The 21,679-nt window shown below is 50.0% G+C and carries 15 protein-coding genes; 8 read left to right on the top strand and 7 right to left on the bottom strand.

Annotated elements, in window-relative coordinates:
* Positions 1-318: 318 nt before the first annotated feature.
* Positions 319-1,659: a sugar porter family MFS transporter gene (locus AC6I7T_RS03365; RefSeq protein ID WP_497791886.1), complete on the bottom strand. Its 1,341-nt coding sequence runs from the start codon at positions 1,657-1,659 to the stop codon at positions 319-321.
* A gap of 834 nt (positions 1,660-2,493) precedes the next feature.
* Between AC6I7T_RS03365 and AC6I7T_RS03360 the strand changes: the two genes are divergently transcribed.
* The 4 genes from AC6I7T_RS03360 to AC6I7T_RS03345 all read left to right on the top strand — a co-directional run bounded on the left by AC6I7T_RS03360 (position 2,494) and on the right by AC6I7T_RS03345 (position 10,812).
* A complete protein-coding gene (locus AC6I7T_RS03360; protein ID WP_497791885.1) occupies positions 2,494-3,615 on the top strand; it encodes an XdhC family protein in 1,122 nt (373 codons plus the stop codon).
* The gene (locus AC6I7T_RS03355; RefSeq protein WP_497791883.1) at positions 3,612-4,223 is read left to right on the top strand and encodes a nucleotidyltransferase family protein; all 612 of its coding nucleotides are present in this window, start codon (positions 3,612-3,614) and stop codon (positions 4,221-4,223) included. The genes AC6I7T_RS03360 and AC6I7T_RS03355 overlap by 4 nt, the downstream gene beginning before the upstream one ends.
* A 218-nt stretch (positions 4,224-4,441) precedes the next feature.
* Positions 4,442-6,832, top strand: coding sequence for a glucosidase family protein (locus AC6I7T_RS03350; RefSeq protein ID WP_497791882.1), 2,391 nt, complete (start codon positions 4,442-4,444; stop codon positions 6,830-6,832).
* Between the two features lie 488 nt (positions 6,833-7,320).
* On the top strand, positions 7,321-10,812 hold the full coding sequence (locus AC6I7T_RS03345) for a TonB-dependent receptor (protein WP_497791881.1): 3,492 nt from the start codon (positions 7,321-7,323) through the stop codon (positions 10,810-10,812).
* A 189-nt stretch (positions 10,813-11,001) separates the two neighbouring features.
* On the opposite strand, the gene AC6I7T_RS03340 is transcribed toward AC6I7T_RS03345, so the two are convergent.
* A complete protein-coding gene (locus AC6I7T_RS03340; RefSeq protein WP_497791880.1) occupies positions 11,002-12,288 on the bottom strand; it encodes a VWA domain-containing protein in 1,287 nt (428 codons plus the stop codon).
* Between the two features lie 417 nt (positions 12,289-12,705).
* Between AC6I7T_RS03340 and AC6I7T_RS03335 the strand changes: the two genes are divergently transcribed.
* From AC6I7T_RS03335 to AC6I7T_RS03320, 4 genes are read left to right on the top strand one after another with little or no spacing between them, the layout of a single operon-like run.
* Complete coding sequence (locus AC6I7T_RS03335) at positions 12,706-13,440, top strand: TetR/AcrR family transcriptional regulator (RefSeq protein ID WP_497791879.1); 735 nt, start codon at positions 12,706-12,708, stop codon at positions 13,438-13,440.
* Entirely contained in the window at positions 13,437-14,501 is a 1,065-nt protein-coding gene (locus tag AC6I7T_RS03330) for an HlyD family secretion protein (protein WP_497791878.1), read from the top strand. Before AC6I7T_RS03335 ends, AC6I7T_RS03330 begins: the two co-directional genes overlap by 4 nt.
* On the top strand, positions 14,498-15,526 hold the full coding sequence (locus tag AC6I7T_RS03325; protein WP_497791877.1) for an ABC transporter ATP-binding protein: 1,029 nt from the start codon (positions 14,498-14,500) through the stop codon (positions 15,524-15,526). The genes AC6I7T_RS03330 and AC6I7T_RS03325 overlap by 4 nt, the downstream gene beginning before the upstream one ends.
* A complete protein-coding gene (locus tag AC6I7T_RS03320; RefSeq protein WP_497791876.1) occupies positions 15,523-16,635 on the top strand; it encodes an ABC transporter permease in 1,113 nt (370 codons plus the stop codon). The genes AC6I7T_RS03325 and AC6I7T_RS03320 overlap by 4 nt, the downstream gene beginning before the upstream one ends.
* A gap of 70 nt (positions 16,636-16,705) precedes the next feature.
* Here AC6I7T_RS03320 and AC6I7T_RS03315 read toward each other — a convergent pair whose 3' ends face one another.
* The 5 genes from AC6I7T_RS03315 to AC6I7T_RS03295 form a co-directional block, all read right to left on the bottom strand.
* Positions 16,706-18,601: a secretin GspD/PilQ domain-containing protein gene (locus AC6I7T_RS03315; RefSeq protein WP_497791875.1), complete on the bottom strand. Its 1,896-nt coding sequence runs from the start codon at positions 18,599-18,601 to the stop codon at positions 16,706-16,708.
* The gene (locus tag AC6I7T_RS03310) at positions 18,585-19,349 is read right to left on the bottom strand and encodes an HAD family hydrolase (protein ID WP_497791874.1); all 765 of its coding nucleotides are present in this window, start codon (positions 19,347-19,349) and stop codon (positions 18,585-18,587) included. Before AC6I7T_RS03310 ends, AC6I7T_RS03315 begins: the two co-directional genes overlap by 17 nt.
* Positions 19,350-19,399: 50 nt before the next feature.
* Positions 19,400-19,684 (bottom strand): helix-turn-helix domain-containing protein, encoded by a 285-nt coding sequence (locus AC6I7T_RS03305; RefSeq protein WP_497791873.1) that lies wholly within the window; start codon positions 19,682-19,684, stop codon positions 19,400-19,402.
* A gap of 95 nt (positions 19,685-19,779) precedes the next feature.
* The gene (locus tag AC6I7T_RS03300) at positions 19,780-20,316 is read right to left on the bottom strand and encodes a CvpA family protein (protein ID WP_497791872.1); all 537 of its coding nucleotides are present in this window, start codon (positions 20,314-20,316) and stop codon (positions 19,780-19,782) included.
* 13 nt (positions 20,317-20,329) lie between these two features.
* Positions 20,330-21,217, bottom strand: a complete 888-nt coding sequence (locus AC6I7T_RS03295) for a phosphoribosylaminoimidazolesuccinocarboxamide synthase (RefSeq protein ID WP_497794552.1) — start codon at positions 21,215-21,217, stop codon at positions 20,330-20,332.
* Positions 21,218-21,679 lie beyond the last annotated feature (462 nt).

The raw sequence follows: 21,679 nt of genomic DNA, 5'->3' as shown, positions 1-21,679 counted from the left end.
TCACGCTAGAGACTTTGAATGAACTTTGAATGCAGCCTCAACAGCTATGAGTGAAGAAATAACAGACAAATAACTCCATCGTAATGTCCGCGAATAGAACAGTTTTGAAGGCCAAATCGGGAAAATTCTGTGGAAACCCTCATCTTTCTTTTCATGCGAACAATAGGCTCCGTCCCTCATTTCGAAAGAACGGCCATACATTGCTGATTTTGGCCCAAGCACGCCAATGTTTAAAGTGTTTTAAATTGCATCACCGATGCAAAACGAAAGGGTGCCCTTTGGGAGCACCCTTTGTATGAGTTAAGGAAAGTGAAACGGTTAGCGAGAGACCTTTGCTTCGGCAATTCCAAGACGGTGTTGCAGTTCCTCGAGCGAGATGCCCTTTGTCTCGGGATAGTACTTCAGGACGATGATGAATTGCAGTCCCATCATGATGCTAAAGAAGAGGAAGGGATAGGCTCCCGACGATTTTGCCATCAGTGGGAAGACCAGAGATATAAGGGCATTCATAATCCAGTGCGAACTGCTGCCCAAACTTTGTCCTTTGGAGCGTACTCGGGTAGGAAAGACTTCACTGATATAAACCCAGATGACCGCGCCTTGAGAAACTGCGAAAAAGGCGATGTAGGCGACCAGCAGCGCGAGTAGGAGAGAGAAGTGCTTGTGTACCAGGAAAATATAGGCAACTCCTGCCAGGCAGAGCATTGTTCCTACAGAACCGATGAGAAGCAACGTCTTGCGACCCATTTTGTCGATAAGCGACATGCCGAGGAAGGTCGCCAATAAATTCATTGCACCGACGGCCACTACCTGTAGATTTCCTGAAACATTGCTGAATCCGGCAGCGGCAAAGATGTCGTTTTGATAGTAAAGAATGGCGTTAATGCCGGAGAGCTGGTTAAACATCCCTATCGTTATTGCCAGAAAGATCGGAAGCCGGTACTTCCATTGAAAGAGTGGTTCCTGATGTTCTGTGTTCGACAGTGCCACAGAATCCCGAATCTCCTGCAACTCAGCTTCGGAGTTTGGTGACCCCATCATGGCCAATACGGAAAGGGCCTCATCGATCCGTCCCTGGGTGACCAGCCAGCGGGAGCTTCTGGGTATCCCGAAGAGTAATAGCATAAATGCTAAGGTCGGGAAGATGGCCACTCCAAATTTCCAGCGCCATTCCGCTGCTCCTAATCCAGCAATGGATAGCAGGTAATTGGAGAGATACGCCAGCAGAATACCGATTACAACGTTGATCTGGAAAGTGCCTACGAGACGGCCACGTAGTCGGGCAGGAGCCAATTCGGCAATATAGACAGGAGCAAGAACCGAGGAACCGCCGATTCCTAATCCACCCAGAAACCGGGCCGCAAGCAGAACATGCCAGTTCCAGGCGAAGGCACATCCTAGGGATGAGAGCAGATACAAAAGCGCCATGACGCGAAGCATCTCTCTGCCGCCATATTTTTGACCCAGTTCACCGGAAAACATCGCTCCAATTACGGTGCCTAGCAGGGCAATCGAGACGGTGACGCCCAGTCCGAAACGAGAGAGAGAGAAGACCTCTGTAAGGGCATGCGTTGTACCTGAGATAACAGCGGTGTCGAAGCCGAAGAGCAAGCCGCCCAGAGCGCCAACCACCGTACTCTTGAGAACGTATCTATTCATCCACACAATTTGCTTCCTGTAGAGCCAACGTAGACAGTAGAGAGCACGTATGGGAACGTTCTCTACCGTTCAGATACCAATCCTACCCTAATCGGTTGAGATCTGAATATGGACAATAGGATACTTCGAAAATTCAGTGTGAAAGGAGCCCTATATTCTTTCCCGGATAGGACGATAGCCGCTAGGAGAGAAGAGTGCAATCCAATCCGTGGAGAATGATGGATCGAGCAGTCTGGATAACGGAAAGGCCAATCCCGGGTCTCTGTAGAAGATCCTGGAGGCGGATGGTAGCGCTGGCAGGTCGGGAGCAGGCATCTCCGCCGTTCGGTAGCAGCCTTTGGAAGGGCAGTTCCCGGAAATTCTATCTATCTCATTTATATTAAATAGCTTACCTCTTTGGAGTAGGGGCGTTGATTGGGGAAAATCCATGCTCGCGGTGGGGAGAAGTCAGATTGGCGACTCTCGAGGCACCTTGCGCGGGGTGGCGATAGGCATTGACGGATTGGATAGATGATCGCGCAGCAGATTAAACTAAATCGGGACGGCTATCTCAATAAAGCGGTATCCAGCATCCGATGACTCGTATGCGGAATGTTCCTCCAAGTGAAATTCAGTTTGTAAATTCAATGGATCTACTGATGGGGCTGGGCAAGCCAGCATTACGCTCCCATCCTTGCGGTAGGCAATGCAATTTTCGTCGTAACCAGAGAGCGTTCATATTCGCCTCCAGGTAAGGACGGATTTAGTCGGGCACAGAAACGGGACAGCAGTAGCTGAACCGTGTACAACGCTAAGCTGCAAAGTTTCCATAACTGCTGTCGAGGAGAGAAACACGTGTCGGATTTAGGAATCGTCCTTGCTCTTTGGCAGGAAGCAAGCCGTGCCGGTGAGGATTATGTGCTGGCTACTGTCGTTGCTGTTGAGGGATCTTCATACCGAAAACCCGGTGCGCGCATGCTTATTACTAAGAGTGGACGGCGTGCCGGAACCATCAGTGGTGGCTGCCTTGAGGCTGAAGTTAGTACCAAGGCATGGTGGTATACGGAAAACGGTCCCATCGTAAAGCGCTATTCCACTTCTTTCGATGTGGATGACGATGCGCCTCCTTATGGAATGGGGTGCGGCGGTGTTGTTCATCTTCTTCTTGAGAGACGGCAGACGGCTCAGCCGCTGTTACAGGCTCTTGCTGCTTCCTTCGATCAGCGGATACCGCTGGGCATCTCCACCATAATTGAAGGGACGGCTGCGGGTACACACGTCCTAGCTTCGAAGCCGATGGATGTTGAGCAATCCCTCTCTGCTGATTTGACGAGCGAACTTCAGGAACTGGCGATCCGTGCGCTTGAAGAACGTCACTGCCTCGGTTGTATTCCGGTATCGGATAGACATGATCCCATGGTTGTCTTCGGAGAATATGTTCCCGCTCGAATAGGACTCTTCATCTTTGGTGCCGGAGACGACGTACGTCCTTTGGTTGTCCAAGCACGTACGTTGGATTGGTATATAGCCGTACTTGACGGCCGTTCTCATTTAGCTACCCGCGAGCGCTTTCGAGAAGCCGATGAAGTCGCCGTAGTAAAGGGCAAGGAGATTCCTGATTTGAGAGAATCGGATGCCGTGGTGTTAATGACGCATAGCTATGAACAGGATTTCTCTCTGCTAACGAAGCTTTTACATACGCCTCTTGGCTATTTGGGGATTTTGGGACCTCGTCATCGAACACACGACATCCTGGATCGTATAGTCGATGAGTTGGGTGGCAGCAAAGAGGAGTTTCTTGCGCGACTGCATTCTCCTATGGGTCTTGACTTAGGAGCTTCAAGTCCGTCAACAATTGCACTGTCGATCCTTGCGGAGATTCAAGCGGCATTGCATCAATCCTCTGGCATGGCCTTACGAGCCGTGAAGAGTGAAAGTGTAGCGCCTTCTTCCGTGAAGCGGCTGCAGAGCGCATGACAGTTGCAGATCTGCATATTCCCGCCATAATTCTGGCGGCGGGACAATCTTCCCGCTTGGGAGCTCCCAAGCAATTGGTTCGCATCGGCGATGAGACTTTGTTGGAGCGCTCAGCGCGGATTGTCGCCGAGGCTGGAGCAGGTCCTATCGTCGTAGTGCTTGGTGCCCATATAGCGAGTATGAGAAACCTTATTTTCCCTCCTGCTGTAGTGCTGGCCGAGAATACTCTTTGGGAGGAAGGCGTCGCTAGTTCCATTCGCGTAGGAATGAAATCCGTTTTGCAAAGGAATCCGGAAGCGACGGGAGTATTGCTACTGGTCTGCGATCAGCCTGCAATTACGGTTGATCATCTAGATGCTCTGCTAGAGCACGCACAAAGTGAGAACGGCAGCTTAACAACGGTTGCGTCGTTCTATGCTGGAGTGGCCGGTACTCCTGCCCTTTTTCCTGCCGAGCGCTTTCCTCAGTTGCTCGCTCTTCACGGTGATAAAGGAGCACGTTCTCTATTGCGTGACGCAGCGTATCCACCATTGCTGGTTCCTCTCCCTGAAGGAGAAATTGACATCGATACAGCGAACGACCTCTCCCGATGGCAGGATCATCAATGAGTCTTCCTTCATAAACTGCCTGGGTATATAAGGAACCATTGTTGTTCCAATTGTTCATATTCAATTGATTTCTCTTCCGTGATGACGTTGTCAGTTCAGAAGTGGCATAATTTTCTCTCATAGTGAAAGGCGCTTTCAAACTGTAGTATTTGCCTTTGGCTGAGATTGGAGCAGGGGCTTCCTGTTTCTCTTCTCTCAAGCAATAAATACGGAGGGATATGCGTTTTCTTCGGACTCTCTTGTTCTCTTCCAAGAAGCCTTTTTGCCTCATTCTCTTCTTTGGAGGGTTACTTCCTTATGCAGCGGGACAAATGGTGTTGCCTTCAATCGACAAGGAAGGGCAACCCTTTTCTTATTTCAGCAAGCCTACAGACGAGATTGGAGTGATGGATGCACCGTCTGCAGCTGAGATTACACCTGAAGGCTATCTCTATACGGGCTTTGGAGAATTGATGTTTTTCACCGGACCGGAGAAGACTCCCGTTTCGGCGAGAATCCGCACTCTCCAGGATGGTTTCCTTCCCATCGTCTCCTACAATGTTTTGCGGGATGGTCTTCGTTATCGCTTTACCCTGTTTGCAGCTTCTCTCGGAGAACAGCCAAAGGGCCCGGTGGTAAATTTCGTCCGTATTTCAGTAAGCAATCCCACTACGAGCCAGAAGACGGCTTTCGTGTCCACAGCACTTCGCTATCAAGGGGAGCAACTGAGCGATTTTCCAAGTGGAGAAAACCGCTTTGAACGTCCCGTGGCTCCGAGCCAGCCCGGCGACTATCAGCAGCCTGGAGAGCCATTCAACTCCAAATGGGTCTATTCCTTTGACCACAACGCTTGTTTGCGCGATGGACGCGTTCTCTATTCGTTTTCCGGACAGCCGGCTCCGCGGTTGAATCTCACACTCTTCGACCACTACAACCATGTCTCGGAGTTGAAGGCGTCGACCCTTCCGGTTACGCCGACGTCTCCAACCTGTGCGGCAGAATACAAAGTCGTATTGCCTCCCGGTAACGAGAAATCACTGGATTTTAAGATGCCGCTTCTGCCTATGCAGCCGGGCGATGAGTCCTTTAATCAGATGCAGCAAGCCCAATTCGACGAATATCGTGCTCGGGTTGCACATTTCTGGACGGAAATTGTCGATCACGGGCTCAAGATCGAAGTGCCGGAAGAAAAGGTAAATCAGACGTTCAAGACAAATCTGATTTATGACCTGATGGCCCGCAACAAAATAGGCGACGATTATATTCAGACCGTTAACCAGCTCCACTATCATTCGTTCTACCTGCGGGATTCCTCTGACATTGTCCGTATGTACGACATCTCCGGATATCCGGAAATAGCTGGTCAGGTTCTGAAGTTTTTCGGGACCAAGCAGCAAGAGGATGGCAATTTTCTGTCACAGCCTGGTCAATACGACGGGTGGGGCCAAGCACTGTGGAGCTACGGCGAACACTATCGCATGACCCACGACAAGGCATTTGCCGCGGAGGTATATCCCCGGATCGTACGCGCTGTTGCATGGCTTGAGAAGGCACGGGCAAACGATCCGTTGCACATCATACCCGCTACCGATGTGAAGGACAACGAATACGTTCCCGGCCACCTGACGGGGTACAACTTTCTTGCCCTTGATGGCTTACGTGCAGCCATCTTGATCGCCAAAGATCTGGGACACAAGGAGGACGCGGCTCGTTTCCAAAAGGAGTACGACAGTTACCGTTCGACCTTCCTGGCTCTTCTCGAGAAAATTACAGCGAAAACGGGTGGATACATTCCACCCGACGTGGATGGAAATGCGGAAGGGACCGATTGGGGAAATCTCCTCTCCGTTACTCCGGAAATCGTGCTTGATCCAAAAGATCCTCGGGTTACGGCAACCCTACGGGAGTCGCAGTCGAAGTACGAAGAGGGATTGATTACTTATCGTCAGCCGGAGCAGGGAATCTATTTGCATCACTATCTGACGATCAAGAACACTCTCACAGAGGTTATTCGCGGGGAGCAGGAACAGGCTCTCAAGGAGTTCTATTCGGAACTGATGCACACCAGTTCGACCCACGCCGGTTTCGAATTCGCGATTCGCCCCTGGGGAATGCGAGACTTTCAAGGAAACCTGTCTCCGCATGGATGGTTCTCCGCAGAGTATCGGAATCTGTTGCGGTCCATGATGGTCAGAGAGCAGGAAGACACGCTGCATCTGCTGTCTGTAATTTCTCCAGAGTGGATAGGAACAGGCAAGACGATCCATGTGGATCATGCTCCTACCTACTTCGGAAATACTGCATTTGATCTGGAGATGCCGTCCTCTTCCGAAGCCATTCTTCATTTGCGAAATTCTTTTGAGCAACGGCCGCGAGCTCTTGTACTCCATCTTCCATGGTTCATGCAGGTCAACAAGATTACCGCAGATGGAACAACGCTCTCCGTATCTGGAGATTCCATCAACATTCCATTGGAGAGTAAGGAAATTCGAATTCAATGGGCAGTGAAACCGGACACTCCAAACTTTAGCTATGACAAAGCCGTAGCCGATTACAAAGCCGAGTACCAGCGCCGCTATCAGCATTTGCTGGAAACCGGCGAAGGCTTTGACACCAAAACTGCCCGATAGATTTTTCGTCTTGCCTCACCTTTCAGCAGCCCGAGATTTCAAACTCCTCGGGCCTGCTGCCTCTCCTCTCTTCCTCCTGCCCATGATCGCTTAGCCGAAAAGCATGCTCTCAGTCGTTACTGAGGTACCTCGTGTTTGGGCTCAAAATGCTTCTCAGCAAGCTTTCGAATTTTTCTTTGCAAATATAGAAATCCCTCGATGAATAAAGGGGATTTCGTACCGCCAGGGATCCTCGTTTTTGATGCTAATTAGCAGCAACGATCATTTGCTTTCAAAATATCGATTAACTTTTATTTTCATTGACAGGCGTAATTTGCCAGGTATTAGATTGCTCCTCGAATAGATCCAATAGATCACAAGCTCGCTCGTAGAAGTACAGGGGGAGATGGAACGGCCGCAGTGATTTGCTACTGCATCCGGTACAGATACTTGTGGTCCAGGAGAGCTCTCAGTCAGCACGAAAGTAGAAAGAGAGATGGAGTGAGGGTATGAAACGGCTTGTATGCTTAATGTTATTTCTGCTGTTGGCCAGTACGGCAGCCTTAGCACAGGAGTTTCGCGGGACAATTTCAGGACGTGTTCTGGATCCCGCGGGAGCAGTTGTCCCAAAAGCGAAAATCACCATTCTTGATATAAACAAAGGAACTAACTTAACAACACAATCCAATGAACAAGGGATCTATATCATCCCCTCTTTGGTGCCAGGATCTTATTCGATTACTGCGGAAGCTCAAGGCTTTCAGAAATACATTCGTGAAGGCATTACTCTGCAGACGGGCGACAAGCTTGAGATCAATATCGGACTAGAGGTGGGCTCCGTCTCCGAAGAAATTCGAGTTTCCGCAGCAGCTCCTCTTATTCAGACAGCAACAGCGACAGCTGGCCAGGTTTTGACTACCGAGGAGGTCGAGAATCTTCCGAACAGTGGCCGTTCTCCGATGGGCCTGGCGCGTACCGAGTACGGAGTCAATGCTAAACAGAAGCACTCTGTTACCCAAACTCGTCCTTTTGACAACGCAGGCGCCAGTGATATCTCAATTGGCGGCGGCAATGCTCAATCGAATGAAGTATTGCTGAATGGCGTGCCAAATATGCAGGACAGCGGTCGCGTAGCGGCCTTCAGCCCCTTACAGGATGCAGTGGACGAGATCCGTGTCGATGTCTTTGAGTCCGATGCCTCTTATGGAGATACAAATGGCGGAACGGTAAACCTGGTAACCAAGGCGGGAACAAACCACTTCCATGGAGCGGCTTCGGAATTTAACCAGTATTCTGGTCTTAACGCTCCGAACAGATGGTTTGCGGCACCCTCAACGCCTGTGACTCGGCAGAACCAATACGGCATTGCTATTGGCGGTCCGGTTCTGCTGCCAAAGGTATATAACGGCAGGAATAAGCTATTTTTCTTCTATGCTTATGAAGGATTCAAGGGATCTGAGCCAACTGTAACTACAACTACTGTGCCTACAGCAGCCGAACGGAAGGGCGACTTTTCTGCTCTGCTGGCCTTAGGAAGTGACTATCAGCTCTACGATCCGGCATCCGGCGTGCTAGCCAACAAACAAATAACCAGGTCGAAACTTAGCGGCAACATTATCCCCAGCAGTCAGCTAAATCCAGTAGCACTGAAATTTCTGCAATACTATCCTGAACCCAATCAAACCGGTACGGCCGACGGGGAAAGGAACTACGTCGCTAATATACCGACCACCTACGATTACAATTCTCATCAGGGCCGTTTAGATTACACCCTGGGTGCCAACGATCAGCTCTTTGCCGAAGTTCATCGCAGTAATAACATCAATTCTGCCAGCAATATTTTCCAAAACATAGCGACCGGTACCCGCAGTCTCACCAACACGTGGGGCGCCACAGTTGACGATGTGCATACGTTCTCCTCGACCATGACCATGGATACTCGTCTTGGTTTGACGAGAACCCTCACTAATGCCGCACTGAACAGCCAGGGCTTCGATTCCACCACAGTCGGTCTTCCGTCGTATATGAATACCCATTCGACGAGCCGCAACATGCCACGTCTCACGTTTAGCGAACCCGGAACTCCTTTTGCCGGGTTGAGCACGACTCCCGGAACTCTCCAGGCTTTTTACAGCGTCCAGCTTTATTCCGCTCTAACCAAATTGGTTGGGAACCATACAATCAAGGTAGGACCGGATGTCCGTTTGAACAGACTTGCGAAGCTCAGTCCCGGAGCTTCTTCTGGAAGTTTCGGCTTTGGCGCAACCGGAACGGGCAACAGTTTTGTCTCCGCAGGTTCCGGAAAATCAAATCCGACCTATGGTGGATCCATGGCCTCATTCTTATTCGGCTTGCCAACTAGCGGTACTTACGCAGTGAATACAGCCACAACCAGCAATAACTGGTATTTCGGCGGTTTTGTCGGCGACGACTGGAAGATTACCCGCCGTTTGACTCTAAACATCGGTATGAGATTGGAACATGAAACCCCGATTGTGGAGAGCCATGATAAGGCTGTAGTGTCGTTTGATCCCATTGTAACCAACTCCGTAACAGCAAAAGCAATTGCTGCATATACCGCGAGCCCGGTTTCTCAATTACCCGCGGCGTCCTTCAAGCCTTACGGAGGAGTGTCTTTTGCAACCTCCGATCACAGAAACGCTTATAATACCCCTTCTCTTTACATCAGCCCGCGTATCGGCTTCTCTTATAATCCTGCAATCCTCCGGGATCAGATGGTTATCCGCGGCGGTGTAGGTGTCTTTGTAAACCCGTTCAATGACTACAACACCAGCCAGACATATGGTTATTCGGCTACGAGCAACATGATTGTTTCGAACGATAACTATCAGACGGCAGCGACAACTCTCTCGGATCCATTTCCTTCTTCCAATCCGATTCAGACGCCTGTTGGCTCCAGCCTAGGAGTTAATACCTATCTCGGACAGGGCATCCAGTTTGTAAATCCGAATTTGCAGGTTCCCTACACAATCCGCTGGAACCTCGACATTCAACAGCAGATCTCCAACAACATGATGTTCGATATCGGATATATCGGAAGTCATTCTGTTCACATGTCCTACTCCAACAATGTGAGCGCCGTTCCCTGGTTGCCCTTCATGACTAGCGCAGCCAAGCGGGATATCAATCTGACGAATGCCATGTCTGCTTCTGTCACCAATCCTTTTAACGGCTTGTTGCCAGGAAGCACAATTGGCACAGCCAAAATCCCCACCTCAGCTCTGCTGCAGGCTTATCCGGAATATACCGGTGTAACGCAGGCACTGATTCCTGGAGGGTCTAGCCTCTTTAATGAATTGCTGGTGCGTTTCCAGAAGCGCATGTCTCATGGACTGACTTTTAACGTTAATTACGAATGGTCACACATCCTCTCAACTGGACAACTCGATCAAGGTGGCCCGTTGGTTTACGGAGGATCTACATCGGACTTTCCAACGCACGTCTCTGTTACGAGCAGCTATAAATTACCAATTGGCAGAGGCGCTCTCCTTTTCCATAACGCAAATCGCACTATGGATTTGTTTGTTGGCGGTTTTACCGTAAACGGTATTTATCAATATCTTTCGGGTACTCCGATCCAATGGGGAAGCACGGGAAGTGGTATGCCGGTCTTTGCCAACGGAACTTCCTTCGATTCCAAGTTGAAAATACACCCAAGGAGATACCAGAACCAAGCCGCATTTGACACGACGCTGTTTGACACCGCTTCCAATGACCAGCCTAATAGCTGGAACCACAGAACCTTCCCACTGTACTTCGGTCGTCAGGATAGTACTAATAACTTTGACCTGTCTGTGTTGAAGGATTTCCACCTCGGAGAAAGATTCAAGTTGCAGTATCGCTTTGAAGCCTTCAACGCCCTCAATCATGTGTCATTCGGTGCCCCTATTGTGACGCCGACATCAAAGACCTTTGGGACAATCGGTTCCCAGGCGAATGGCCCTCGGCAGATTCAACAGGGACTAAGGATGGTCTTTTAGATCTTTAAATTAAACAGCTAGAAACCGAGGAGGCGACGGTTGACCGTTGCCTCCTCGGTTTTTGGATTCCGTCCGTCACCCTCACGCAAGTAGCATTTACAGTACGAAGGAGGGAAATGCAATGCATCTCCCTCCTTTTTATATGCATAGGGGAATTGAAAGAACTCGACGTATAACCTTCCTTAAATATCAGTTAGGGGCCGCTACGCTACGATCATCTTCAGTAGTTTTGAAATCAACCCAATAGCTATGCCTGGCGATTATATTGAGGTCCCGGTAATCGCGCAGTTTCAGCTCTAGAGTGTGTAACCCTTGGGCCGGTGATTGTGGTTGAAAACTAAGAATATAGCGATTAGGAAGGTGATTCGAGATAGCAGATAAACTACTCTCTAAGCTTTTCCCGTCGGTGAGTTTGAAGTATTCGCCACCGGTAAGGTGCGCGACAGTTTCGGGAACATTACGGCGTAATGAGTCTACCGCCAGAATTGCAGCCATCTTAGCGAACGCGAGGGGCGGGGCGAGTTGTGTCAGGCAATCATATGCCTGGATCCATTTGTTGTGGGTTGCATCGGGATCGGCGGTTGGATCTTTTCCCATACATCCGCTGGGTGGGTTAGGGTGATGGTTTTCTAGAGAGATGTTGCCTTTCGGTTTTCCCGGAGGTTCTGTAGGCAACTCTCTTGCAGCGTAATGTGCTGCTTCCGATCTCCCTGTTGGAAAACCTATGCTGTAGATAGTCGTATTGGTATCGCTAACGATGTGTACTGCGTCTTCGAGCTTGATGTGGCTGCCCCGGTCCAGTGTTTCGCTGATCAACAAGATCGCTCGCCGGTAGCTCGCCGGTTGCAGGCGTAAGAGATTTACTGAGAATTCCAGACTATCAAGAATTGCAGCGCCATTGTCTCCTAGTGGGAGATTATGGGCGGCTCCCCGTGCCACGCAGTTATCGAGATGGTGCTGACGTGTGCATCCGGGAGCTAAGCTGCGGAGCGCGGCTGCGGCTGTGTCGGTATCTGAAGTAAAAGCTTGGAGCAGCATGGGCCGACTGTCAAAAGTAACAACCGCTACTTTGTGGGGAATACTGCCAATAATGGACTCCAGCATCGGCGCTAATGGCGGTGCGATGGTTCTGTAATTCTGGAACGCTCGAGCATCTGCGCCACCGATTTCAACGAGTACGACAAGTGCCAGAGGTGCCTCTGCTGAATCTTGTTCCAAAGTCACTTTTTGCTGCACACCATTATCGGTAAGCACAAAGTCTTCAGCTTTAAGCGTGAAGACGAGATCATGGGTCTTTGTGCGGACCAGGGCCGGGACGAGAACGAGCGAAGGGTAGCTGCTGAACTGATATTCTTTTGCGGTTTGATGTGGAGAGGATTGCGCCCTTGCTGGTGGGCTGTAGTTGCAGATTGCCATACAGGCAGCCACAAAGGCGACATAGGACGCAACTGCTTTTCGCGTTTTCCTGCAGTCCAAGGTCTGAACGAAGTCTCGAAAAATTTCCTTATTTCTACAATATTCGGGTACTTTGCTCGTCTTCATCATTGGAAGGATGGAATGCCATTGGAGAAAGACGCAAGTCCAGTCGGGCATAGGGAATTGTACCGGATGACCTCTGGGCGCGATTGAATTTATGAAAGAAAGTGTTCCTCAACGATGAAGAAGCAGTGTCCTTAAAGGGTGGAATCACTTCCAATATTTTGTAGGACCTTTTAGGGAATACAGGTATACAGTTTCTCCCACGCAACAAATCGGAATTGGGTTTGCCAGAACCCGTCTGCGGAGTCTTTAGCTGAGGGAAAATATCCTAATTTACTGTTTTTATTGATCTTAGAAATGATTGCATCTCTCGGCGTTTCGTGGAAAAATTAACTAACCGGTTAATTAATTATTGTGAGACAACAAAAGACAACTCGCGCCCGTTCAGAGCAGACTCGGAAAAAGATTCTGGATGCTGCGGTTAAGGAATTTGGAGAGAAGGGTTTCTCGGGAGCTCGAACAGAGGCTATCGCTGAAACTGCCGGAGTAAACAAGGCTTTACTTCATTACTACTTCAAAGACAAAGAGGGCTTATATCAACAGGTCGTGATCAACATCTTTGAGGGAGTTGCTGAACAGGAGATCGCGGCCCTTGATTGTCCCGGAACGGAAGGTAAGCGGCTCCTGCGCTGGGCGCTCCAACATTTCGATGATCGGATAATTGTTCATCGCAATTATCAAAAGTTTTTTCAGCAGGAGATGATTCGAGCCAGAGAGGGTAAGAGCGATACGCTGACCTTCATCGCAAAAAACTTCTTTCTTCCTTTGTACAGGAAGGTTATCTCCTTGGCGAAGCAGGGAATACAGTCGGGTGAGTTGTGTGATGTCGATCCTACGCAACTGAGCTATGCCATTCTTGGGCAGAATGTCTTTTATTTCATGAGCGTCCCGATTATGCGCGCGTTAGTTTCCTTCGATCCCTTATCCCCTTCGGTGTTGAAACGCCGCAGGGAGTCCACCATAGCATTTCTCGGTCAAGCAATATTTGCAGACCGCACCTACGGTCAGGCCCTTGCTCGGCAAGTACTATCTGAAACTCCCATGCCGAAGTGGGGAGCCAAATCTCGCACGCGGAGAAAGAGTTCATGAAACCCCGTTCGGTTGTCTTTATATTGATTGGATTGCTGTTTGTCTTTTCGCTAGTTTGGTATTTCTTTACCGTAAATCACTCCTCGGATCTCCAGCTAATTGGAAGTGTCGACGCCAATGAGGTAATTGTCAGCTCCAGAATCTCCGGACGGATTCAGATGCTTGCCGTAGATGAAGGCCAGGAAGTAAAGGCTGGGCAACTGCTTGCCACTATCGAAAGTGATGATTTGCAGGCTGCCAGAAGTGCTGCAGACGCTACGGCGCAGAGCGAGCACTTTAAGGTTCTGGAATCTCGTGCGACGGAACAACAAACGGCTGGAGAAACCTCCAGTCAGGTAAGAAATGCTGAAGCACAACTTCAAGCTGCAAAAGCTTCGCTGGCTCAAGCTCAAGCGCAATATGAGCATCAGGAAGCCGACACCCGGCGTACGGTTGCTCTTGCACATGAAGGGGTGATGTCGTTGCAGCAACGGGACCAATCTGCGACATCGCTACAAGCCTACAAGGCTGCCGTTGATGCTGCGCGCGAAAATGTTGCGGCTGCCGAAGCTTCCTTAAAACAAGCTCGGGCACATGCGTTGCAAGTCAAAGTTGCGGCTCAAACGGTAGCAGCAGCGAAGGGCTCATTGCAAAATGCCGAGGCTCTAGTAAAACAGGCAAGTGTTAATCTCGACTATTCCCATATATATGCGCCTATCAGTGGGAAGGTGAATGTGCGGGCTGCCCGGCAGGGAGAGGTCGTTTCGATTGGAACGGCTATTGTGACAATTACCGATCTGACTCAGACCTGGATCTATGCGCCTATTCCTGAGACACAATCCGATTCGGTGCAGATAGGTGACAATCTCCGTGTAGTGATGCCAAGCGGGGCTACGATCCAAGGTAAGGTTATCGCCAAATCTGCGGAGGGCGATTTCGCCACGCAACGCGATGTGAGCCGCCGCAAACGCGATATCAAAACTATTCGTCTCAAATTATTGATCGACAATCCAGGCATGAAATATGTTCCGGGGATGACAGCAGAAGTCTACATCCCTAAGGGCAAATTGGTGTCGCGATGAGCAAAGCACAGGAACAGGATGGGAACCATGGCGCTGCGATTGCCGTTGAGAATATCGTTAAGCGTTATGGAGATTTTGAGGCAGTAAAGGGTATTAGCTTCGAGGTTGCCGACGGAGAAATCTTTGGATTACTCGGGCCAAACGGGGCAGGTAAAAGTACATTGATTCGGATGATGACCACGCTTCTGCCCCTTACTGGAGGGAAAGCCTATATTGCAGGTCATGACGTAAGTCGGGATCCGAATTCTGCCAGACGAGCGATTGGAGTTATCCCGCAAGCCTTAACCAGCGATATCGATTTAACCGTAGAAGAGAATCTTTCGATTTACGCAAAACTCTATGGTGTTCCCAGGCAGGAACGGGAGCGAAATATTACAGCTCTTCTCGAAGCTGTGGATTTATCGAAGTGGAGGGATGCACAGACCAAGACGCTTTCGGGAGGTATGAGAAGACGTCTCGAGATTGCCCGCGGTCTTGTCCATAATCCACGGATCTTCTTCCTTGACGAGCCGACAACAGGTCTTGATCCTGTTTCTCGTGTAGCTGTATGGGAGATGCTGAATAAACTGAAGCAAGATCGACATCTGACGATGTTGATTACCACCCACTACATGGATGAGGCAGATCGTTTATGTGACCGTATCGCGATTGTCGATCATGGCACCTTGGTTGCGCTCGACACTCCCATGGCATTAAAGGCAAGTGTGCCCGGGGACAACGTGGTGGAAGTGCAGTTTGCTCATGAATCTGACCAGTGGCATTCCCGCTTGAGGCAACTTGTTGGGGTTACGGCAGTGGAGTCTCAGAGCGGAGGAATGTACCGTGTGCTTACTTCCAATGGTTCGCAAACAACTACTCAATTGGTGGCCATGGTGAGCGCTACAGGGGAAACAATTAAATCGCTGAATGTTCAGAACACAACACTTGATGATGTATTTGTTCATTACACGGGGCGGCAATTACGGGATGAGCAGGTTAAAGCTTTTGGATATGTCGCTCCGCCAAGACCTGGGGTGAGACCATGATGAGAACAATGGCAATTGTGGAGCGTGAGTTGAGGAAGTTCTTCCGCTCTCCTGCCTTGATGTTGACTTCCATGATTTTCCCTCTGGTCCAGCTCATTATTCTTGGGAATGCCTTTGGGGGAAAGATTCACGACGCACGTATGGGCATAGTGGATTACGATCATGGATCGCAGGCACTTAAGATTCATGAAGCCTTTGATTCAGTAGCCGCAAATATTCGTACATTTACCACCGTAACTTACGACGATGAAAGAACGGCGAGAGAGGATGTGCGTACAGGCAAGATCGATTGCGCTGTCATCATTCCAGCGCAATATTCGAGACGTGTTCTGGCAAAAGATGCACCGAAAGTCGGACTAGTGGTCGATAATTCCGATCAGTTCATGAGCAATTCTCTCGAAGCGGAGATGCAGTCACTGGTGGATGCTCTGAACAATCCCACAATCCAGCCAGAGATCTCTCAAAAGATAGCTCTGCAAATTGTCGAGCTGTATCCGTATATCGAGTACATGAAGTATCTCCTTCCCGGATCTGTTGCCCTTGCCATGTTTGTTTCGGTAATGATTGGCGGGGGGATGTTGTATATCGATGATAAAGCTCGAGGTGTTCACGAAGGATATCTGGTTACCCCCATCACGAAACTGGAACTTGTCTTGGGGCTTAATCTTGCCGGAGCAATCAAGGCTATTCTTGCAGGTTTTTGTATTACGGTTATCGGTTCTTTGCTGGCAGGCTTGGGAGTGATCTTTCGTCCGGAGATACTGCTTCAGTTACTTTTATTGATTGCATTTACCTCGATTGCCTTTAACGGCATGATGTTTTTGATGATGGTGCGTATCGAAGATCCATTGGTGCCCAGGGCAATGTTTGGGATTCTCAATACGTTACTCTTTTTCCCCAGCGGTTCGATCTATCCTGTCCATGCTTTCCCTAAGTGGTTGCGGGCTATTACTATCGTTGATCCCTTTACTTATGCTGTACATGGATTCAAGGCGATCTTGCTTAAGGACGGAGGGTTTGTCGCAATTCGTGGAGATCTGATTTTCCTGAGTCTTTTTGGATGTGCCACATTGTTGATTGCGACAACTTTATTTAAACGGACGCTGTAAAGAACGCTGGATCCAGTACACATCAAAGATTATGTAGCGTGGCCATTCTGCAAAGGAGTGGCCACGTATGCTAATTCCGTGGCAGCATAACGACGGGGCTTTTCAGCTCATCTGTGCGGAATCGGACGATATGCGGCGTAATCACGATTACCAATCTTGAGACGTCCTGTTCGGCAGTTTTTTCCGAAACAGCAGAAGAAAACCCGGGGAGTTCCCCTAGTCCGGGTACGCCGCTGACCGCCTTCGATTCCTGACGTGTGAGATTGCTGACGAGCAACGCACTCTTTTCATTGGGAACAGTAATTGTTCCTTCAAAGCTTCTGCTGTTTAATATCGGGACATTATTAATCGATCCACCGGATAACGCATCAATCTTCATCTGAACTGCCAGAGCGATTCCGCCAGTTTTGAGGATGTGCGGCGTGGCTTTTAACGTTAAGCCAAGATCCTGATATTGAACCTGAGGGATGGTTGCTGTGGTCCCGACTCCAGAAAGGTTGACGCCGAGGCTTGAAAGTAGACTGCTGGAGAGTCCTGCACTCGATAGGCCTGAGATTCCCAAACTACTTGTAGTTAGGCTGGAGTACGTAGAAGTGGTGATAGGGTAGCGAAGACCGCTTCGCATGGTAGCTGCTTCCTGATCCCCAACTCGGAGGCGGACATCATCGAGCGTACGCGAGTCGGAGGAATTAAGAGCCAGATGTACTGTTGTAGTGCCGAGAGTAAGACCTGTCGCGCTAATGCCCCCGCCAAAAATGGCGAAGGGCTGAGAGAGAATTGAGTTGCTTATCGCTCCCGAGGCAATGAGGATAGCAGCGATTGCTTGCCAATCTCCGGCTTTTGCCAATCCACTGGAGATGATCTGATTTACAAGGCTTTGGTTCTGATTGATGATGTTGTTGGCTTCAGTCAGGAGATTGAAGGCTGTGCTTTGCTGTGGTAGTTGGACGCCAATATCGCGGCTTTTTGTCTTGGCTACTTCGATCATCCTGACGTCGAGAATGACCTGACTGCGTCCTTCCATCAGGTCGGCTACCGTGGAATTGAAGGCCTGTAGCGTGTGATCTGCAACTCTTAAGGTGATTGTTCCTTTTTGCGGCTCTACTGCAACTTGTTGCGCTTCGAATACCTGGCGCGCAACATTTCCCATATCGCTCATCTCGGTACTGTTTAGCCCGGGAAGATAGACGGTTTCAAGAACCTGGCGCTGAAACTTTTGCCGGTTCTCTTTATTGTCTGCTGCTATCAAGACGCGCTTGGGATCGAGCGGGGTCATGAAAGTTTTCGTCAGCAGAGAGACGATGTGGGATGCCTGCTCAAAGGTGACATCGTCCACGTCCATTCTGATCATCTGGGAACGTACGCTGTCATCAATTGTTGCTTCGATTCCATACATCGAAAGCACCCGGCGTAGAAGGTCGCGGCTCATGGAGCGCAGGTGGATGCTTTGTTTTCCCTGATTAGGAACAATTTCGACTGGTGGGCCTGCGATGGTTGCTTCCGCGCTGCCTGCGTCATTTTTCTCGTCAGAGATTTCCCTCAGATCGTAAATGTGCTGTGTGACGATGCCATTTTGAGGATCTCGTGAGAGAGCTTCTGCCAATTTTTCTCGCGCGACAGCAAGATTGCTCGCCAGCCGAGCCTTCTCAGCTTCCTGTACCAAGAGTGTTACAACGTGGGCGCGAGCAACGGCAAGGGCCCCCGCATAATCGCTATTTTCGGGATCGAGTTCGGATGCACGCAGAAAGTCTTTTTCTGCGGTGCGCGGATCGTTTTGGTCGAGAGCGCGCGCTCCAGCCGAGTATAGCTCTGACGCTTTCTTGCGGTCTTTTGCCGTAGGCGCCTTCGGTGCTTTTTGTTCGGCAGTCGGAGATTTTTGCTGTTTCGCATCTGCGGACTGCGCCAGGGAGATTGGTCCCAGGAGAAGCAGGGCAGCGGAAAGAAGTTGTTTAGGAATGTGGTTCACGTTTGCCGACCGTCTTCTCCAAGAGAACCGCCAGATTTGTACAGCAGACCTCTGGATCGTGCTTCATGAGATCGTCCACGGTAAAGTGCCCGGTTGCGACCGCGATAGTCGGCAGGGAATTGACGCGTGCGGCTTCAATATCTGCGGGTGTATCGCCGACGACACAAACGGTTGCATCACGGCCTGCGATCTTGCGAGCCTTCTCTGCGGCATGAGCAATCATCTCCGAGCGAATGTCGAAATGATCGCTGAAACCCCCAAAGCGGAACCAATGTCTCAATCCGATATTTTCGATTTTCAGCCAGCCAATTTTTTCCAGATTGCCTGTTCCGACGCCAAGGACCGCTCCCTTCCCGTCGAGATAGTGCAACACCTCTTTTACCCCAGGCATCATGGTTAATTTCATTTCACTGCGACGATTGGCTACGGTATCGCACATAACCTGACAGATGTCGGGAAGAAGAGGACGAAAGATCTCATCTGCGATGCCGGCGTTGCGAAAGGCGTCGCGCAGAATGGCCGGGTCGGTGCTGCCATGAAACATGACGCCGTCCATGGTCACAGGTTGGCCGTAAATCTGCAGAATGCCATCGGTAAAGGAATCGTAATGAATCCGATCCTGGCTTCGCAGAAGAGTACCGTCGATGTCAAAGAGATAGGCTTCCTGCTTGTCCCATTGGAAGCCTTCACGGATATAGACTTTGGCCTGGTCGGAATTCGAGTGGCCGTTGCCTGGTGCCTGACTCACCGCTTGTACAGTTCCTTTCTCTGGACCGTATTGCTGGCAGGCACCTTTTCTTAAGAAAGGATTGCCTGCTTTGTGGTGTCAAATACTTGACGCTCACTGCGGGGCGGGCGCTTGAGGCCAATTCGAATTTGGACCGGATCGATGTTCAACTCAGCGATAGTACGGCTGAGCGTGTTGCGATGCATTCCCAATTCGCGGGCGGCCTTGCACTGGTTCCCCTTGTGATTTGCCAGCACTTCCAGGATAAAGCGCTTCTTAAATTCGCGTACTGCTTCTTCGTAGGTGATCCCACTCGAATGCATCTGCGTCACAAGGGCTTCCAATTCCCGTTTCACACAAACCTCTTTCTCTCCCGGAGCTATTACGGGAGTCCACAATTAGTATTTCGTCCGGTCCGCAAAGAGCTATAGCCCTTCAGACTGAAATCGTTCTATGCCTGTGGACGTATCCATGCAGGCTGCGCATCCTCAATTGCCTTGATTCCTGCGCGAATCTTTTCACCCAAGGCTTCTGGTGTAATTACTGTACTGCCGTGAGCGGTTGATAAGAAAAAATTAGCAAATCGCGATTCTTCCAACACACTCCAGTGAGGGAGAAAAGCAGCGACAGCCATTACTATCAGTGTCACTACCAGTCCACCCTGCAGCAGACCTAAAAAACCACCAGCCAGCCGATCCGCCCACCCTAAACCAAATAGAGCAAAGGTTGAGCGTAACAACTTTCCCAATAATCCTGCGACTACCATTATGGCAACCGCAATCACAATAAACCCTAATGCATCGCTGATCGGTTCGTTTGCTCCGAGTCTCTGGACCCATTCTGCCGCGACAGGATATTGCCTGGCGGCGAACCACAAACCACCGATCACTCCAATCAAGGAGCATATGACTACAAAAAATCCACGTCGCAGGCCCGAGAAAACGGACAATGCAAGAATAATCAGGATTGCCCAATCAGCTGGAGCCATCGTGCGACTCTCTCTAAAGCGCTAGGTCTTTTCCTGTCAGCAAGCGGTACGCTTCCAGGTATTTCTGCTGGGTGCGTTCGACAACTTCCTTGGGAAGAGCGGGCGCTGGTGCTTGCTTGTTCCAGCGAATGCTTTCCAGATAGTCTCGCACAAATTGCTTATCGAAGGAGGGCTGAGGTCCACCGGGACGATAACTTTCCTTCGGCCAGAAACGAGAAGAATCAGGCGTGAGCACCTCATCGGCAAGGATGATACCTGCTGATGTGCGTCCAAACTCAAACTTTGTGTCCGCCAAAATCAATCCACGACTCTCTGCGTGTTGTGCCGCCTTCGCATAAATCTTCAAACTCAGTTCGCGCAGTGTCTCAGCGTCTTTGACTCCAATGCGAGACTTCATTTCGTCGAAACTGATGTTTTCGTCGTGTTCTCCACCTTGGCTCTTCGATGCCGGAGTGAAGATGGGTTCCGGCAAGCGATCACTTTCACGCAATCCTGAAGGAAGCGGAATACCGCACAGTGAGCCTGTCGCCTGATAATCCTTCCATCCCGATCCCGACAAATACCCCCGAACGACGCACTCCACAGGAAACATCTCTGCTTTATGTACCAGCATGGAGCGGCCGCGCAGATCCTCTACGTGCGGCTGCAAAATAGCCGGATACTCTTCAACCTTCGCAGTGATCAGATGATTCTGTGTAATGTCTGAAAGTAGCTCAAACCAGAATAGCGACATCTGGGTAAGAATCTTGCCCTTTCCGGGAATTCCTGAGCCCAGGACATGGTCAAAGGCTGAGATGCGGTCAGTTGCGACCAAAAGCAGGAAATCTCCTACGGAATACAGATCCCGTACCTTGCCGCGCGCAAGAGGTTTCAGATCAGAAAATACGGTTTCGAGAATCACTATCAAAGGGATGGGGCCTTTCTAAGGAAGCAACTGCCTTTCGATTCTCTGTTCACGCCGCTCGGTTTGTCAATGTGTAGAAAGGTCCACAATTTGAATCAACTCATCCAAAGCGAGTTGAGCAATAACAGTGAAGTGCTTTCACTGTTATTGCTCAGGTATAGGGTTCGGGCCGAGGGTTTAAGTGCCGGTTTTGGAAGTACAGAATCGTTTCTGGGTCAATGTTCATCGCGCACTTGACCCTGTGACAGCGGTCACGGAGGCAGGAAGGATATTGGGAGAAACTCGAATTGTCAAGTTGGTCGAGCGGGTCGATAAGGGTTTTAGTAAACCGCACGAACAACACGACAGAAGAAAGTTTTGGAAAGGGGAAGCCAGAACTCTCTTCGTTGATTACAGGAGCATCCAGTAGCTGGAAGCTACCGACCTCCGGCACCAGCTACTGGTTCACCTGTCGTTTCT

The sequence above is a fragment of the Humiphilus diazotrophicus genome (assembly GCF_059726315.1).
This window is presented reverse-complemented; position numbering and strand designations above follow the sequence as displayed.

Excerpts from the sequence above, each read along its gene's own strand:
- AC6I7T_RS03365 (WP_497791886.1), bottom strand. The coding sequence starts at position 1,659 with ATGAATAGATACGTTCTCAAGAGTACGGTGGTTGGCGCTCTGGGCGGC.
- AC6I7T_RS03355 (WP_497791883.1), top strand. The coding sequence starts at position 3,612 with ATGACAGTTGCAGATCTGCATATTCCCGCCATAATTCTGGCGGCGGGA.
- AC6I7T_RS03350 (WP_497791882.1), top strand. The coding sequence starts at position 4,442 with ATGCGTTTTCTTCGGACTCTCTTGTTCTCTTCCAAGAAGCCTTTTTGC.
- AC6I7T_RS03345 (WP_497791881.1), top strand. The coding sequence starts at position 7,321 with ATGAAACGGCTTGTATGCTTAATGTTATTTCTGCTGTTGGCCAGTACG.
- AC6I7T_RS03330 (WP_497791878.1), top strand. The coding sequence starts at position 13,437 with ATGAAACCCCGTTCGGTTGTCTTTATATTGATTGGATTGCTGTTTGTC.
- AC6I7T_RS03325 (WP_497791877.1), top strand. The coding sequence starts at position 14,498 with ATGAGCAAAGCACAGGAACAGGATGGGAACCATGGCGCTGCGATTGCC.
- AC6I7T_RS03320 (WP_497791876.1), top strand. The coding sequence starts at position 15,523 with ATGATGAGAACAATGGCAATTGTGGAGCGTGAGTTGAGGAAGTTCTTC.
- AC6I7T_RS03300 (WP_497791872.1), bottom strand. The coding sequence starts at position 20,316 with ATGGCTCCAGCTGATTGGGCAATCCTGATTATTCTTGCATTGTCCGTT.